This window comes from Spiroplasma endosymbiont of Nomada ruficornis, from assembly GCF_964030795.1.
Classification (GTDB): domain Bacteria; phylum Bacillota_I; class Bacilli_A; order Mycoplasmatales; family VBWQ01; genus Spiroplasma_E; species Spiroplasma_E ixodetis_A.
Genome location: NZ_OZ034962.1, coordinates 790,828 through 808,011, shown reverse-complemented (window position 1 = coordinate 808,011; position 17,184 = coordinate 790,828). Strand labels below are relative to the sequence as shown.

At 22.8% G+C, this 17,184-nt stretch carries 15 protein-coding genes; 4 read left to right on the top strand and 11 right to left on the bottom strand.

Annotated elements, in window-relative coordinates:
- Positions 1 to 42 precede the first annotated feature (42 nt).
- Positions 43 to 1,203, bottom strand: a complete 1,161-nt coding sequence (locus tag AAHM79_RS04940; protein WP_338957526.1) for an Mbov_0401 family ICE element transposase-like protein — start codon at positions 1,201 to 1,203, stop codon at positions 43 to 45.
- Between the two features lie 73 nt (positions 1,204 to 1,276).
- On the opposite strand from AAHM79_RS04940, the gene AAHM79_RS04935 reads away from it, so the two are divergent.
- A complete protein-coding gene (locus AAHM79_RS04935) occupies positions 1,277 to 2,983 on the top strand; it encodes a hypothetical protein (RefSeq protein WP_342257213.1) in 1,707 nt (568 codons plus the stop codon).
- Positions 2,984 to 3,133: 150 nt separating this feature from the next.
- Positions 3,134 to 3,412: a hypothetical protein gene (locus AAHM79_RS04930; protein ID WP_342257212.1), complete on the top strand. Its 279-nt coding sequence runs from the start codon at positions 3,134 to 3,136 to the stop codon at positions 3,410 to 3,412.
- Here AAHM79_RS04930 and AAHM79_RS04925 read toward each other — a convergent pair.
- From AAHM79_RS04925 to AAHM79_RS04905, 5 genes are read right to left on the bottom strand one after another with little or no spacing between them, the layout of a single operon-like run.
- Positions 3,409 to 5,433: a hypothetical protein gene (locus AAHM79_RS04925; RefSeq protein WP_342257211.1), complete on the bottom strand. Its 2,025-nt coding sequence runs from the start codon at positions 5,431 to 5,433 to the stop codon at positions 3,409 to 3,411. The genes AAHM79_RS04930 and AAHM79_RS04925 overlap by 4 nt on opposite strands.
- Complete coding sequence (locus AAHM79_RS04920; protein WP_342257210.1) at positions 5,384 to 6,622, bottom strand: hypothetical protein; 1,239 nt, start codon at positions 6,620 to 6,622, stop codon at positions 5,384 to 5,386. Before AAHM79_RS04920 ends, AAHM79_RS04925 begins: the two co-directional genes overlap by 50 nt.
- A gap of 13 nt (positions 6,623 to 6,635) precedes the next feature.
- Positions 6,636 to 6,758, bottom strand: a complete 123-nt coding sequence (locus AAHM79_RS04915) for a hypothetical protein (RefSeq protein WP_338957828.1) — start codon at positions 6,756 to 6,758, stop codon at positions 6,636 to 6,638.
- 4 nt (positions 6,759 to 6,762) lie between these two features.
- On the bottom strand, positions 6,763 to 8,655 hold the full coding sequence (locus AAHM79_RS04910; protein ID WP_342257209.1) for a hypothetical protein: 1,893 nt from the start codon (positions 8,653 to 8,655) through the stop codon (positions 6,763 to 6,765).
- Between the two features lie 3 nt (positions 8,656 to 8,658).
- On the bottom strand, positions 8,659 to 9,606 hold the full coding sequence (locus AAHM79_RS04905; RefSeq protein ID WP_342257208.1) for a hypothetical protein: 948 nt from the start codon (positions 9,604 to 9,606) through the stop codon (positions 8,659 to 8,661).
- Positions 9,607 to 9,954: 348 nt separating this feature from the next.
- Here AAHM79_RS04905 and AAHM79_RS04900 point away from each other — a divergent pair, with 348 nt between their 5' ends.
- Positions 9,955 to 10,905, top strand: coding sequence for an IS30 family transposase (locus AAHM79_RS04900; protein WP_338979395.1), 951 nt, complete (start codon positions 9,955 to 9,957; stop codon positions 10,903 to 10,905).
- Between the two features lie 12 nt (positions 10,906 to 10,917).
- Here the strand turns inward: AAHM79_RS04900 and AAHM79_RS04895 are convergent, their stop codons facing one another.
- The 5 genes from AAHM79_RS04895 to AAHM79_RS04875 form a co-directional block, all read right to left on the bottom strand.
- A complete protein-coding gene (locus tag AAHM79_RS04895; protein ID WP_342257207.1) occupies positions 10,918 to 11,439 on the bottom strand; it encodes a hypothetical protein in 522 nt (173 codons plus the stop codon).
- An 11-nt stretch (positions 11,440 to 11,450) separates the two neighbouring features.
- Positions 11,451 to 12,635: a hypothetical protein gene (locus tag AAHM79_RS04890; protein ID WP_342257206.1), complete on the bottom strand. Its 1,185-nt coding sequence runs from the start codon at positions 12,633 to 12,635 to the stop codon at positions 11,451 to 11,453.
- Positions 12,636 to 12,653: 18 nt separating this feature from the next.
- A complete protein-coding gene (locus tag AAHM79_RS04885) occupies positions 12,654 to 12,782 on the bottom strand; it encodes a hypothetical protein (RefSeq protein ID WP_342257205.1) in 129 nt (42 codons plus the stop codon).
- 379 nt (positions 12,783 to 13,161) lie between these two features.
- Positions 13,162 to 14,112: an IS30 family transposase gene (locus AAHM79_RS04880; RefSeq protein ID WP_342257204.1), complete on the bottom strand. Its 951-nt coding sequence runs from the start codon at positions 14,110 to 14,112 to the stop codon at positions 13,162 to 13,164.
- A gap of 120 nt (positions 14,113 to 14,232) precedes the next feature.
- On the bottom strand, positions 14,233 to 15,393 hold the full coding sequence (locus AAHM79_RS04875) for an Mbov_0401 family ICE element transposase-like protein (RefSeq protein WP_342257203.1): 1,161 nt from the start codon (positions 15,391 to 15,393) through the stop codon (positions 14,233 to 14,235).
- 73 nt (positions 15,394 to 15,466) lie between these two features.
- Between AAHM79_RS04875 and AAHM79_RS04870 the strand changes: the two genes are divergently transcribed.
- Positions 15,467 to 17,173, top strand: a complete 1,707-nt coding sequence (locus tag AAHM79_RS04870) for a hypothetical protein (protein ID WP_342257830.1) — start codon at positions 15,467 to 15,469, stop codon at positions 17,171 to 17,173.
- The last annotated feature ends 11 nt before the right edge of the window (positions 17,174 to 17,184 follow it).

Sequence of the window (17,184 nt, the reverse complement as noted above, 5' to 3'; positions counted from 1 at the left end):
ACTTGCACTTACAAGTATAATTCAGCAAATTTAAGTTTTAATTTATAATAACTGGATAATTGTATTTATTTGATAACATTTAAAATTAACCATTTTTGTATACATATCAATGTTATAAGTTCTATCACCAATCATATGCTTTAAAATTTGTTTAATATTAGTTTCAGTAAAGCAACCAATATTTTCAACTAATGCTTGGTTTAATACACCATCTTTTGCATTAATAAAATAACCAACTTTTAATTTTTTATATTGTAAAGTTAATGATTGTAAAAAATCAATTAATTCATAATATTGACCTTTGGCAAATAAATTTATTGCATTTTGATAGTGTAATTTAGCAATTTGATTTTTTCTTCTTCCTGCCATTATACCAAGAAATAAAACATGAAAAGCATGAAATTTATCTAAAATAAATTTAGCATTTAAAATTGTAGCAGTTTTTCTAATTCATTTTGCACTATCTCCACAAACTATTAAATTTGCTTGGTCAAAGTTTTCAAAAAATAAATTACCATATTTTTCTATTAATTTTGCGGTTTTTTCAGCACCAATTTCTGTTTTTGAAACTCTTATTTTACATACAGCTCTTTTATTAATTAATTTTCCATTTTTCTTTTTACCAGTACACATTACTATTAATCTCATCGAACATTTTTTACAATTTTTAGTATTGTGTTTTTCATTAAACTTAAATTTTCGATGACCATCATCAATATTTACATATAAATTTTGATTTGGTTGTAATGGTATTTTGGGAATATTTGCTTTTGGTAATTCAAATTTTTGATATGTTCTACAAACTGTACTATTACTTATTAAATCTTCAATAAAAGTATCACAAACATCACGATACTTTTTACCATCAGCAAAATATTTTAAAATTTGTTTAATAACGTTAGGTGCAAGTTTACTATATTTTTTAACACCAAGATAATTATCTAATAATGATACGTACTCCATTTTTTGTGTTTTTGTGTTATAATGTGTACAAATACGTCGCTTATAAGTTAATAAACCTTTTTTTGCTTTTAATTTTCGTTGTCTAAATCTATATGATTTATATTCAGATTTATCACATATACTTCATAAATAATCATCTATTTTTGCAAATAATTCTTCTGTTTGTTTTAAACTTAATTCATCTTGATTAAAATCATGTTTGTCTCAATCAAAATGATTTGCGAATGGTAATATAAACATTTTTAATGTTCCTTTCTAATTTTTGTTTGTTAATAATTTAAGTTTAATTTTTTTTTAAAAATAAGGAGTAAATATGGCTTTTATTAGTAGTTATGGACAATTAAATAAAAAATATAATCTTAATTTTAGTGATAATAATTATGGTTTTAGTTGAGATATTTTTAAAGAATTTGTTGGTGATGAATGAGCAGAATATTTTACTACTAATTGTTTTTATCGTTTTGTTCCAACAGCACGTGGAACAAGAAAAACTTGAAACTGTTTAGCATTTGATTTATTTATATGTTGTAATTTTAGAGATAGTAGTGTTCAAGAAGTAAGAAGATATGAAAATACTCATAGTGAAACTACAATTGGTGCTTTAATGAATGTTTGTCAAGTTTGATTAGATACATATAATATTAATTTATTACCTAATAATCCACATGGCATTAAATGAAAAATTACTAAGGATGGGGGATGTATTATCTTTCCAAGTAATCAACAAATTGACTTTATTGGTTATGCTAATGGTAATAAGATTTTTGGAAAAGAAGCAGGTGGGTCAAGTTTTTTAGGTTCAAGAACAGATGAAATTATTATGGCAGAAGAAAAAGAAACATTAACTGAAAAACAATTAACATATCGATATGAACGTTTACAAAACTCTATGTTTAGAAGTAATCGTATTAAAGTATCAAATAAACCTATTAAAGAGTGAAGTTGAACATTTATTGATAAAAATATATATAGTTCTACCTTTGGACAAAAGATTACTCGTTATTTTTATAAAAGTTTTTTCATTACTTTTACATGTAATCCTTATGATAAATATCATCCATTTTATTTAAAATACTGTACACCATTTTTACCATTAAATGATGAAGTCATGAAAAATCTTAAAAAAGTTGGTAAAGTTTATTATGAAAATAAAGATATGTTTAGTGGTTTAGGTTTATTTGTTTTAAGATTTACTATTCAACCATTTTGAAATAAATTACCTGACATTCAACAAAGAACATTATTAGAAATGGAAAAAAGTAATCCAGATGAATATAATACTGTTTATTATGGTTTTGAATTTTTAGATAGCGATGCAACAATTTTCCCATTTCAAAAAACAGTAAAATATTGACAATCATATGATTTAAAACAATTTTATAATCAAGAAAAAGAAATGTATAAATTTGATTTTTATAGTGTTGGTATTGATTGAGCTACGGGACCAAAAGACCATACTGTATTTATGGTAGTTGGTTTTAAAGAATATAATAATACTGGTTATTATGATGCTTATATTATTTGTGAATTAGTAGTTACTCCAAATGATTTTATAAATGAAAATGAAAAAATTAATGCTTATGTTAATGAAATTTTAGGATTAATGGATAATTTTGAAAATTTTGAACAAGCAATTTATTTTTATGATGATAAAGCAAGAACAGCAATGGATTGATTAAATCAAAAATTAATTGATGAACACAATACTATTTTAATAACACAAACCGCTATTAAACATGCTTCAAATTTAAATCAAGAAGCCGGATTAACTAATAGAGTAGTTTGAATGAGAAATATTATGAGTTATGGAAACTTTTATGCAAATAAAGATGATTTACCAAAAACAACTCAATGTTTAGAAGAATTACGTTATGACCAAACCAAAACTAACATTCCTGACAAAAATATGTATCAAGACCCTTATGATGCATTATTTTATGCATTATATCCATATAAAAATGTAATTAGGGGTAAAAATAATGCTACTGTAAAAAAAAGTATCTTCACATTTGCAATATAATAAATAAGCGCAATACAATTAATATTATAGGTATCAAAAAATAAACACCTTTAATTTAGGCGTTATTTTGCTTTTAAAAGCATACTTGTAAAAATAATCAAAAATAGTACAATTTAAAAGTAAAATCAAGGAAAAAAGGAGATATTTATTATGAAAATATGAATAAAAACAAATTTTCAAAAAATATCATTATCATTTGCTGTAATAACTGGTGTTACCGGTTTAATCTTAGGAATAGTTTCATATAATAAAAATAATCAATTAACATATTTTTATGATTACGACCATGAAGCACACTGGGGGGCAACTATTTGAGCAAGACCAGTAAGTAATAAACATAAAATTACTCTTTACTGAGCATCAAATAAATTAACTGATGATGCAGTAAAATGAGATGGTATTTATCCAGATGGATATTTTGATAATTAAATTTCTAAATTTATATAAGAAATATTTTCATTATATTTATCAAATAAATTAATATTATTTAAATTTATTTCTTGTTTATTTGTTACTAAAATTAAATCATAATTACCAGCACCAAATAGTCCGCTAACTTCAATTCGATTTAAGTTATTAATTGGATTTTCAATTTGTAATTCAAATTCACTATTATTGTCAATTTGTAAAACTTCTTTATAAAATTCTAATTTAGAAAATAATTGTGATTTATTTGAACCATATAAATTTAAAGCATTTTCGGTTTTATTTTTATTAATAATTAATCTTGTAAAATATTTTCCATATTCACCATTACCTAATGTTCAATCTGCCGGAATTAATGATGGTATATTATTGCTTTCTAATTCATTAGTTATGGATAGTCAGTTAAATTGATTATCATCTAATTTCAATAATTCATTTTGACTAATGTCATTGTTTTTTAGTTTAATGTTATTGATATCTGTAAAATCAAAATATGCAGATTTTAATACTACTTTTATATCTTTAAATTCTCAAATCTTATCAGGTGTAGAATGTATAGGATTTGATTTTAATTCAAAATAATAAGGTAATAATAATTTATAGTCATCATTTAAACCGTTATTAATAGACATGGTTGAATAAATATTTTTTGATAGCATTATAACTATTTGTTTTAATATTTTAACTTTTGGTAAATTTGTATAGTTAGGATAATCTAATTCTCATTGTTTAAATAAATTAGTAATAACTTCATTTGGTTTTTGTCCTTCAAACTTAGCACGAATTTTATCTAAATCATTCATTTCTTTTAAAACATTACTTAATGATGCACCATCAAAGTTTCTATTATAAGTATATGTATAAGTTAACATATCTAATAATACTTTTTGTAAACTATCAATTGGTGGTCTATCTTTTATTTCTAGTTCAACATCATGAAATTTATTTGTTGTAGAAATAAATAAATTATAGTCACTTACTAAAAATCATGACTCTAATTTTTTATCTTTTAATTCTAGTTCATCAGATAATGGTCATACTTTTGAATTTTTAGAAACATCATAACCAATTTTATCATTAGTTACTCTTGCATTATTAATAATTTCTTTTCTTGTTTCTCTACCACCACCAATAGCAATTAAATCTAAAACTGATTTTTCTTGTCCTATAAATTGTTTTGCTAAATTTCAAGGTAATATTTGTTCACTAAATCATTGTTGTAATATTCTAACTTTTGGTTGAGTTTCAATAGGCATTGATAATAGCGGAAATGCTATCTTATCTTTGACAAATAACTTTGGGTATACCTCCATATTGTCGACTTCACCAAGTACCTTTATATTGCCAAAAATCATGCTTCTAGGTGCTTTAATTTTTAAACCAATAACTTTGGTGTCTTTATCTAGTGGTTTTTGTAATTTAATAATAATTGGATAACCATCTCTTGTTTTAAAGTCTTTAATTTTAATAATAGTAATACTTTTAGTACTTCTAGTTTTTGGATTTTGATAAGGTTCTGAATAATTATTAATAATATATAAATTATCAATATTATTTTCAGTTAATGGTTCATTTATACTAACTGCATATAACTTAAATTGATTTAATAAATTTATTTCTTGAAATATTAAATTTTTAATATCAGTCATACTATATTCAATTGTATTGTCATTAATATTAGTACTTGCTCTTTGATTTAATTGCATAGTAAAATCAGATGTTTCAACAGCAGTAGTTTTTAATACTTTATCAATATCAATAAAACCTATTTTAATAGTATTTGCTGAAAATCTTAAACTATTATTTTCATTATTTTTAAATAAACGTTCAATTTCATAAATATAAATTTTTCTTTTTTTAAATTCATCGTATGCTCTATTAATATCAGGGTCACTAGTAGCACTCATCATATTAGTAAAATCATAAGGAATATTATCAATTAAATAATCATTTTCTATTTCTGCTTGATTAAGTTTAGTTTGTTTCTGTGGAAACTTCGTTTGTGGTTTGTTGTTGTTTTCCATTGTTTTCTCCTATTAATTGGTTATTTTCTGGATTAAATAATTTTAATTTAACTGTTAAGTTATTAATTTCTTGTTCATCATTAATATTAAATGTTTTACTATTTAATAAATCTTTATCTAAACGTACTAATATTTGAATAAATTTAAGAATATCAATATTAAATTGTCATAATTTTTGTTCAATATAATTAATAGTTGAAATATTTACCGCTGTACTTTCGGGAACCGATTGTTGTGCTGATTTCTTTTGACTTGGTATATGAATACCACAACGTTTAAATATTTCATTAATATTTCAATCATATATATCAGTTAAATTTTTACCTTTAAAATTACTACTTGTCATATTAATATTTTCACTTTTTTCATTATTATCACCAGTAGTTTTTCAAATATAGTTGTTAGTAACTAATGTTCTTACGGCTTCATCCATTGTAGATTTAGCATTACCATAAGTTTGGTCAAAAATAAACTTTGGTGAATTTAAAATAGTATCTAAAACAATTTGTTCATAAATAACATCTAATGCTTTAATTTTATCCATTACTTTATTACAATCTGCTAACTCATTTGCTTTATTTCTCATAATTGCTATTGGAATATAATTAATATTTAATGTTTGTTCTTGTTCTAAATTAGGATTATTACTATATTCTTTAAAAGGTAAAGGAAATTGTTTTTTATTATCACTAATACTATAAATTGCACGATTAATAGTTACTTGTTCATTATTTAATTTATAAACTTCAAATAATCTTACTGTTTGTGCATTTTGTTGATAACTATCATAAAAAATAGTACATTGAATTAATTTACCAGTAATATCATAAATTCTTTGCTGTATATCTACTACTTGAAAATAAAAATCATCATTAGCAATATAAATTAAATAACCACTAATTCCTAATTTGCTTAATTTAAAAATAGAATTTCAATTCTTTCTATAAAATTCTTGTTTAATTAAATATTGTTTAATAGTTTCATTATTAATATCCAATGGAGCATTATATAAATTAGCATTATTTTCAGCAACAAAATCAGTAAAATAAGTCTCATGATTAAAATCATTAAAACCAAAATAACTTAAAATAGAAGTGTGTGTACTTTTATTTTCTAAAAAAATTAATTTAGATTTTTCTTCATTATTATTAATATTTGTTTTATCTTTTCTTGGTCAAAAAGGTTTCATTTTTTTCTCCTTTCTAAAATATTTGATTAATTTTTAAGACAATTTTTACTATAATAAATATAATTAAACCAGCAACAGCAGAAGATAATAAAACTCCAATTAAACTTAAAATAATTTTTATAATTTTTCAAATCATAATTTTATTCCTGTAATTCTTCTACTTTTCATGTATTACCTTTATCGCTACCTTTTAAAGAATAAATAGTAATAAATTTTGAGTGTTGTACTGATAAAACTAAGACATTAGTATTATTGTTAAAAACTTCTATTGGTACACCTGCTATTTTTGTATTAGTTATAATAAATTCTTTAATTGCAAAAACATTATTATATATATTTCAAGAATAATAAACTTTATATCTTTTATTAACTATAAAATCATAAGTAATTTGTCAATTATCTCATTTATTTTTTTCTCTTATTCCTACTTCTTTTCAAATTGAACTACTTGGAGGAATTGGAATTGGTTGTGGTTGTTTTTTGATAATTTCATTAATAGCACCAGCAACAGTTTTATCAGTAGTTTCTAAATTAGGAATTTCAGTACCAATAGTATTTATAGAAAAAGCATATTTGAATTGGTCTTTATCCATTTTATTGTCTAATTTTTTATCTACTTCTTCTTTTTTATAATAATCAGTTAAATCAGTTTTCCCGCAAGTAGCACTAATTTTATTATTTTCATCAATTTTAATATTTTCACCAGCAATTAACTTATCTTGTTTTTTATCTAATAATTGATTTGTTTCTAGTTTTGTATAATAATCATGTTCAGTATTTTCTTCTGCTATAAATTCAGTTGGTGTATCTATTCCTTGATATTGATATATTTCTTCTATATCACCAATTAAATTAATTTTTCCAAGTTCAGGATAAGAATTACCACCACCACTAAATTGTTTCTTTTTATTGTTATAGTAAATAGTTCCAATATTTAAAATATTTTTATTTTGTATTTGTTCTCCATAAGTCATGGAATCAACATTTAACAATTCAAATTCGTTAAAAACATTATTTAAATAAATTTTAATTACTTTATAAAATTTCATAAAGTTATTTTCTGTTGAATATTGATAACTGATTTTAATAAAATATCATTTAAATATTTCTATATTATTATTTTCAACTTTTTTTCATAAGGGACTAGTTTCAATATTAAATCAATTATTTTTAACATCATTAATATTTTCGTTTGTTTTAATTAATTCACTATTTAATTTGGTAATTTCATTTTCATTTGTAGTAATTCGTTTTTGTTGTTTAGCAGAAAAATCACAAGTTGGTGCATGTGTATAATCACCAATTTGTGGATTGTTTTGTAAAACATCAGGTGGTAATGTTCCAATTTCATTAGGTCAATCTAAAATCATAGTTTCAGTTTTTGAGTCATATTCTGTTGCAACATAACCTTTATTTATTAAATTTGTAACTGGTCCCCTATATGTTTCATTTTTATTACCATTAATGGTATCATCATATAATTTTATTTGCTTTGATAATGTAAATTCTTTTTGTTCTTGAATTAATTCATTAACTTGGTTTCTAGTATAAAATGCTTTTAAGTCAATTTTTTCAACATCTATTTCATCATTATTATAATTTGAAAATATTTGTTTTAATTCTGTTAATCTTGCTCATATTTTCATTCTACTAGGTGCTAAATCTCAAATATTAATCGTAGGAGTACTACTTGCACTAAATTGATTACCATTATTAAATTGAATAGTAGCATCAACATTAAATTCAATTGGTGTACGATTAAATACTCAATGTTCAACCATAACATAAACCATATCTCTTAAAGTTTCTTTAATTAATTCATCTTTAAAACTATCAAAAGGAAATTTAGATAAAATAAAATCAAGATAAGCATTAATATCATTTTGAGCACGAATAGCAAATGTTTTAAATCAATCATCAACATTTGGTCATGTATTTATATATTGTCGTGGTGTTTCTGTAATTGTTCCAGTTAATGGATATCAGTTATTATAATTTTCTAAACTGACACCAGTTCAAAGTTTATTAATCATATTTTATCATTCCTTAAAAAATGCTTTTTTATAACGTTTGGTTTTTGATTTAGTTTTTCTATGTGATATATGTATAATTTCTTTTTGTAATTTTTTATTTCCTTTTTTTACAACTTGATTATATGCAAATTTTTCTAAATGTCTTAACAATCCAGTACCAAATACAGTATTAACTGATAATTTTAAACCCACCCTTTTAAATGATTTATTGACATTATCAATAGGATTATTAATAACATTAACTACTTTATGATAAGTTCTAATTGTCCTTAATATTTGCCTATAAATTTTAAAACTATCTTTAATCATTTGTTGTACAACTGGTAGAGCAAAAGCAATACTTTTTAATCATTTATTTTGACTAACTCCATATCCAATATATCAACCGCTATATCATCTATATCAATGAAATGGATGTATTTGAATAACAAAAGTTTCTGCTTTGATAATACTATCAATAACTACAATTGGTTTATATTTAGGATTACGATGATAAATAGTAATTCCACATTTATCTAATGATAAAGGTTGAATTTTACAAGCCATAAATACTGGTGAATTTAATGGAATTAATTGTGCATGTTTAATTGCTTTCTTTTCAGCACTTGTAAATACATCAATTGTTTTTTCTTTTAATTTATTAATTTTTTCAAATGCTTGTTTTTCTAATTTTTCGAATTTCTCTTGTAATTTATAAATATTTATTCTTATTTTTTCAAAATATGAAGTATCTTTTCAAAATTTATTTAAACCTTTTTTAAAATAAAATTTAATATCAAAATATTTAAAAGTTTGATTTGCTTTTAATACTAATTTATGAATTGAACTATTTTTAAAATTAAATTTAATTGCATTAGCACGAATTTTTTGTAAATCTAAAATTAAAGATTTTCCATATCTATTTTCTGCATGTATTGTATGAACTAAATTTAATCAGTCATGTTGGTTCATTTTTAATACTTCTTTTAAATCAGTATTATATTTTTGTAAAAAATTGTTTGCTTTATCAATATCTTTAATTTTAAATTTAGGAGTTAACTGTGGACTTAACTTTATTAATTCATTTTGTAATAATAAATAATTTTTTAATTCTTGTACTTCTAATTTTGCAAAATTATTTTTATATTGTCTTTCAGCAACAAAACCTAAATTTTGTATTATTGTTTCGCGATTTGGAGCATGGTTATAATTAAATGCTGAATTATACTTGTAAGTGCAAGTAAATAAAATTGCAAAAAATTCTCATATAAAAATTTCATAATGCTAAATTTAGTTTAGAAAAAAGTAAGGAGTTTTTATATGAGTTATAAACATCTTGGCATAGATGAAAGGATTTATATTGAGAATCAATTGAAATTTAAATTTAAAATTAGTGAAATAGCTAAAAATCTTAATCGAAGTATTAGTACTATTATTCGAGAAATTAATAGAAATAAAGATAATAATCATTATTTTTCATTAATTGCACAAAATAAAGCTGAAAATCGAAAACAATCACATATTAGTTTTCATAAGTTTAAAAATAAGAATTTAGTAAAATATGTACAACAAAAATTACTATTAGGTTGATCACCTGAACAAATTTATGGCAGAATTAAAAATTTTCATAAAGAGTGAGTTATTAGTTTTAAAACAATTTATACTTGAATTTATTTTGGAATGCTTGATAAAGTTACTAGTAAAAATTTAAGAAGAAAAGGTAAAAAACGAAAATCTAAAGAAAATCGTGGCAAGTTTAATGGTAAATCAATTAAAGAACGAGATATAAATGTTAATGATCGTATAACACTTGGTCATTGAGAAGGAGATACTATAGTATCATCACGAGGTAAAAGCAAATCATGTTTAATAACTTTAGTTGAAAGAGTATCACGATTTACTTTAGCAATATTAGTTAAAAACAGAACTACTAAAGTTATTAATAAAAATGTCAGTTATTATTTATCAATTCTTCCTAAAAACATTGTTAAAACTATTACTTTTGATCGTGGCAAAGAATTTTCAAATTGACAACAACTTGAAAAAAATTTAGATGTAAAAATTTATTTTGCCAATCCATATTCACCTTGACAAAGAGGTACTAATGAAAATACTAATGGTTTAATTAGAGAAAAATTTCCTAAAAAATTTATTTTTTCAAAAACTAATAAAAATGAAGTTCATAAATTTATATTGTCTTTAAATCAAAGACCGAGAAAAATACTAAATTATCTTTCACCAATCGAATATTTGGATAGAAAAATAATTTAGTTGCACTTACCTTTACAATTTAGCAAATAAATAACGTTTATTTCCAATAATTTTATCTGTTAAAATTTCTTTTCCACTTACTTGACTAATGATTTCTTGTAAATTTTTTGCTTTTTTAATGCCAATTTGTTCTAATGTTTTAGTTTTTTCTGCTAAACTAATAAATTTAGTTGTACGATAACCACGACTAATTCTATTAAGTCCAGCAAATGCAGGTAATATATTAAAAAAAGTATTTAATGGTGTAACATTTCCTTTTAAATAATCATAAACTTGATTAATAGTAAAATCAGTTAAAAACTCTACACCAACAGCACTAATACTAGCAAGTAAATCACTTGCACCTAAACCAAGTGCTAAACTTTCACTTAATCCACCAGTAAAAGGAGCAAGTGCTACTGCTATTACTTGTACACCAATCATTTCTAAAATTTCTCATCATCAACTTTTATGTTCTTGTTGTTGACTTGTTCTAGTATGTTTTGGTTTATTTATGTTTAAAAGTATTGCTGTACTAGTTGTACCAATTGGCATAATAATTATCCTTATTTAAGAGTTATTTTTATAGGATTTGTTGAACCTTGATAATTTTTATCAGTGTCATTAGTAGTGATTACTACATATAAATCTCCTGCTTTTTGGTTTTGATTACTTACATCCACTTGACCTTGGGCATCACTAAAATAATTAATAATTGGAATTGTTAAATTTGGATTTAAATTATTTAGTTCAGTTGTATTTTTAATTGTTGTATCTAATAATTTATTCTTTTTAGTAGTATCAGCAGTAATATTAGTTGTTAATGTTGTAATTTCTTCACTTAAATATTTTTTATTAACAATACCACATAACATTCATCTTGATTCTGTTTCTGAGTTTGACATATAAGGAATAGATTCTCCTGTTACTTGTCCACCAACTAAATATCTTTTTGGAACTTTACCATCTTTAATATCTTCAACATATATACTAGTTTGTTGTAACATATATCTTTTCATTGCTTTTGGTGTTGCTAAAACAAAATTCATAATTTGATTTTTATTTTCAGTATTTTTAAATGTCATATAATCATCCATAACAATTTGACATAATACACCTTTAATATATAAATTTGTTCCATTTAATCTTAATTGTTGTGCTAGTTGATTCTCAGTAATTAAACCTTTATTATCTGCTAAATAAACTAAAGTATCATAAAGACTATTTGTTATAAAAAATTTACAATTATTACTATTTCTTAATTGAAATAAAGTATTTCATGCTGATAACATTGATTTTAAATATCCTACTGGTGTTGTATCAGTAATGATTACTTTTTTGGCAGATTTAGCAATTGTATTTGTATCATTATTTGCTAAATAATCTGCTAAATCATTAGCAACTTCATATTGCATACTTTCTAGTAAATTTTGCCCATTATCTGCAAATAAATCAACTTCACCAATCATTTCTCCTGTACTAGCTTCTTTTGTAATTTCTTTAATAATTTTATCAGTATCAACATAACCAACTTCTAATCCTTTACTTTTATCATTTCAATGAAGTATTTTGAATGTTGGGTCTTTTGGTTTTTTAACTATAAATTCAATTTTTGTAGAATTAACCATTTCAATTGGAAAAAAACTTGCTCATGGACTATTTGATTGTTTATAAAATTCTATAAATTCAGGTGTTTCTACTAATTTTGTAGTATTATCTAAATTTTGTTTAAATGGCACTGGATTTGGCATTTTAAATTTTCCTTTCTTTTATAAATTATTTTTCTTTTTATAATCTAATAAACTACTTTTTATTGAAGTTTCTTGATTTGTTAATATTGTTTCTTGTTTACCACCTGTATTAATTGGTTCTTTAAATAGTGGTTGTTCTTTAATCATTTTTTTAATAGTTTCTTCAATTTTTGAATTTTCTATATTACTTGTTTTAAATTTTAAAAATTCATAAAATTCTTTTTTAACTTGATATTTTTTAAATATATTAATTATTTCTTTTTCTTTAATTTCTTGATTAAGTTTATTTAACTTATTTTCGGGAGCATACCGATGTTGTCAATAATATTCAAATTTGTCTTTAAATTATAAGTTTAGACGAGAATAATTTAGACTTCAATATGCAATTGTAAGTTAATCTTAACACTTCAAAAATATTAGTCAACAATAATACTTACTTTTATAACTCAAAAATTCTTATTAAAGTTTTCTTTAATAAGTTTTATTTTATTTTTATTTATTTGCTAAATTGTAAAGGTAAGTGCAACTAAATTATTTTTCTATCCAAATATTCGATTGGTGAAAGATAATTTAGTATTTTTCTCGGTCTTTGATTTAAAGATAATATAAATTTATGAACTTCATTTTTATTAGTTTTTGAAAAAATAAATTTTTTAGGAAATTTTTCTCTAATTAAACCATTAGTATTTTCATTAGTACCTCTTTGTCAAGGTGAATATGGATTGGCAAAATCAATTTTTACATCTAAATTTTTTTCAAGTTGTTGTCAATTTGAAAATTCTTTGCCACGATCAAAAGTAATAGTTTTAACAATGTTTTTAGGAAGAATTGATAAATAATAACTGACATTTTTATTAATAACTTTAGTAGTTCTGTTTTTAACTAATATTGCTAAAGTAAATCGTGATACTCTTTCAACTAAAGTTATTAAACATGATTTGCTTTTACCTCGTGATGATACTATAGTATCTCCTTCTCAATGACCAAGTGTTATACGATCATTAACATTTATATCTCGTTCTTTAATTGATTTACCATTAAACTTGCCACGATTTTCTTTAGATTTTCGTTTTTTACCTTTTCTTCTTAAATTTTTACTAGTAACTTTATCAAGCATTCCAAAATAAATTCAAGTATAAATTGTTTTAAAACTAATAACTCACTCTTTATGAAAATTTTTAATTCTGCCATAAATTTGTTCAGATGATCAACCTAATAGTAATTTTTGTTGTACATATTTTACTAAATTCTTATTTTTAAACTTATGAAAACTAATATGTGATTGTTTTCGATTTTCAGCTTTATTTTGTGCAATTAATGAAAAATCATGATTATTATCTTTATTTCTATTAATTTCTCGAATAATAGTACTAATACTTCGATTAAGATTTTTAGCTATTTCACTAATTTTAAATTTAAATTTCAATTGATTCTCAATATAAATCCTTTCATCTATGCCAAGATGTTTATAACTCATATAAAAACTCCTTACTTTTTTCTAAACTAAATTTAGCATTATGAAATTTTTATATGAGAATTTTTTGCAATTTTATTTACTTGCACTTACAAGTATAATTCAGCAAATTTAAGTTTTAATTTATAATAACTGGATAATTGTATTTATTTGATAACATTTAAAATTAACCATTTTTGTATACATATCAATGTTATAAGTTCTATCACCAATCATATGCTTTAAAATTTGTTTAATATTAGTTTCAGTAAAGCAACCAATATTTTCAACTAATGCTTGGTTTAATACACCATCTTTTGCATTAATAAAATAACCAACTTTTAATTTTTTATATTGTAAAGTTAATGATTGTAAAAAATCAATTAATTCATAATATTGACCTTTGGCAAATAAATTTATTGCATTTTGATAGTTTAATTTAGCAATTTGATTTTTTCTTCTTCCTGCCATTATACCAAGAAATAAAACATGAAAAGCATGAAATTTATCTAAAATAAATTTAGCATTTAAAATTGTAGCAGTTTTTCTAATTCATTTTGCACTATCTCCACAAACTATTAAATTTGCTTGGTCAAAGTTTTCAAAAAATAAATTACCATATTTTTCTATTAATTTTGCGGTTTTTTCAGCACCAATTTCTGTTTTTGAAACTCTTATTTTACATACAGCTCTTTTATTAATTAATTTTCCATTTTTCTTTTTACCAGTACACATTACTATTAATCTCATCGAACATTTTTTACAATTTTTAGTATTGTGTTTTTCATTAAACTTAAATTTTCGATGACCATCATCAATATTTACATATAAATTTTGATTTGGTTGTAATGGTATTTTGGGAATATTTGCTTTTGGTAATTCAAATTTTTGATATGTTCTACAAACTGTACTATTACTTATTAAATCTTCAATAAAAGTATCACAAACATCACGATACTTTTTACCATCAGCAAAATATTTTAAAATTTGTTTAATAACGTTAGGTGCAAGTTTACTATATTTTTTAACACCAAGATAATTATCTAATAATGATACGTACTCCATTTTTTGTGTTTTTGTGTTATAATGTGTACAAATACGTCGCTTATAAGTTAATAAACCTTTTTTTGCTTTTAATTTTCGTTGTATAAATCTATATGATTTATATTCAGATTTATCACATATACTTCATAAATAATCATCTATTTTTGCAAATAATTCTTCTGTTTGTTTTAAACTTAATTCATCTTGATTAAAATCATGTTTGTCTCAATCAAAATGATTTGCGAATGGTAATATAAACATTTTTAATGTTCCTTTCTAATTTTTGTTTGTTAATAATTTAAGTTTAATTTTTTTTAAAAAATAAGGAGTAAATATGGCTTTTATTAGTAGTTATGGACAATTAAATAAAAAATATAATCTTAATTTTAGTGATAATAATTATGGTTTTAGTTGAGATATTTTTAAAGAATTTGTTGGTGATGAATGAGCAGAATATTTTACTACTAATTGTTTTTATCGTTTTGTTCCAACAGCACGTGGAACAAGAAAAACTTGAAACTGTTTAGCATTTGATTTATTTATATGTTGTAATTTTAGAGATAGTAGTGTTCAAGAAGTAAGAAGATATGAAAATACTCATAGTGAAACTACAATTGGTGCTTTAATGAATGTTTGTCAAGTTTTATTAGATACATATAATATTAATTTATTACCTAATAATCCACATGGCATTAAATGAAAAATTACTAAGGATGGGGGATGTATTATCTTTCCAAGTAATCAACAAATTGACTTTATTGGTTATGCTAATGGTAATAAGATTTTTGGAAAAGAAGCAGGTGGGTCAAGTTTTTTAGGTTCAAGAACAGATGAAATTATTATGGCAGAAGAAAAAGAAACATTAACTGAAAAACAATTAACATATCGATATGAACGTTTACAAAACTCTATGTTTAGAAGTAATCGTATTAAAGTATCAAATAAACCTATTAAAGAGTGAAGTTGAACATTTATTGATAAAAATATATATAGTTGTACCTTTGGACAAAAGATTACTCGTTATTTTTATAAAAGTTTTTTCATTACTTTTACATGTAATCCTTATGATAAATATCATCCATTTTATTTAAAATACTGTACACCATTTTTACCATTAAATGATGAAGTCATGAAAAATCTTAAAAAAGTTGGTAAAGTTTATTATGAAAATAAAGATATGTTTAGTGGTTTAGGTTTATTTGTTTTAAGATTTACTATTCAACCATTTTGAAATAAATTACCTGACATTCAACAAAGAACATTATTAGAAATGGAAAAAAGTAATCCAGATGAATATAATACTGTTTATTATGGTTTTGAATTTTTAGATAGCGATGCAACAATTTTCCCATTTCAAAAAACAGTAAAATATTGACAATCATATGATTTAAAACAATTTTATAATCAAGAAAAAGAAATGTATAAATTTGATTTTTATAGTGTTGGTATTGATTGAGCTACGGGACCAAAAGACCATACTGTATTTATGGTAGTTGGTTTTAAAGAATATAATAATACTGGTTATTATGATGCTTATATTATTTGTGAATTAGTAGTTACTCCAAATGATTTTATAAATGAAAATGAAAAAATTAATGCTTATGTTAATGAAATTTTAGGATTAATGGATAATTTTGAAAATTTTGAACAAGCAATTTATTTTTATGATGATAAAGCAAGAACAGCAATGGATTGATTAAATCAAAAATTAATTGATGAACACAATACTATTTTAATAACACAAACCGCTATTAAACATGCTTCAAATTTAAATCAAGAAGCCGGATTAACTAATAGAGTAGTTTGAATGAGAAATATTATGAGTTATGGAAACTTTTATGCAAATAAAGATGATTTACCAAAAACAACTCAATGTTTAGAAGAATTACGTTATGACCAAACCAAAACTAACATTCCTGACAAAAATATGTATCAAGACCCTTATGATGCATTATTTTATGCATTATATCCATATAAAAATGTAATTAGGGGTAAAAATAATGCTACTGTAAAAAAAAGTATCTTCACATTTGCAATATAATAAATAAGCGC